Here is a 258-nt window from a genome sequence, read left to right as displayed (position 1 = left end):
ATCTTCTTACTGGGACGTAATCATAACAAGTCCGTTAAAAAGAGCGAAAGAAACAGCTGAGGTAATAAATGAAAGTTTAAAAGTCTCACTTATTCAAATGAATGATTTCGCAGAACGGCATTATGGAGATGCGGAAGGAATGACAGTAAAGGAGAGATTAACTGCATTTCCAAATAGAAATTATCCCAACCAAGAGAATAGAGTATCACTGAATAATCGTGTAATGGGTGGCTTGAAAAAGATAAACGAGTTATATAG

1 protein-coding gene is annotated in these 258 nt (G+C 35.3%); it reads left to right on the top strand.

Going from position 1 to position 258, the window contains the following annotated elements:
- Positions 1–258, top strand: a 258-nt coding sequence (locus tag AOA60_RS01190) for a histidine phosphatase family protein (protein ID WP_143522315.1), incomplete at both ends; no start/stop codon positions are given.

The sequence above is a fragment of the Pseudomonas sp. 2822-17 genome (genome assembly GCF_002742485.1).
Lineage (GTDB): Bacteria > Pseudomonadota > Gammaproteobacteria > Pseudomonadales > Pseudomonadaceae > Aquipseudomonas > Aquipseudomonas cyclaminis.
Note: the sequence above shows the minus strand (reverse complement) of the source record. Positions and strands in the feature narration are given on the sequence as shown.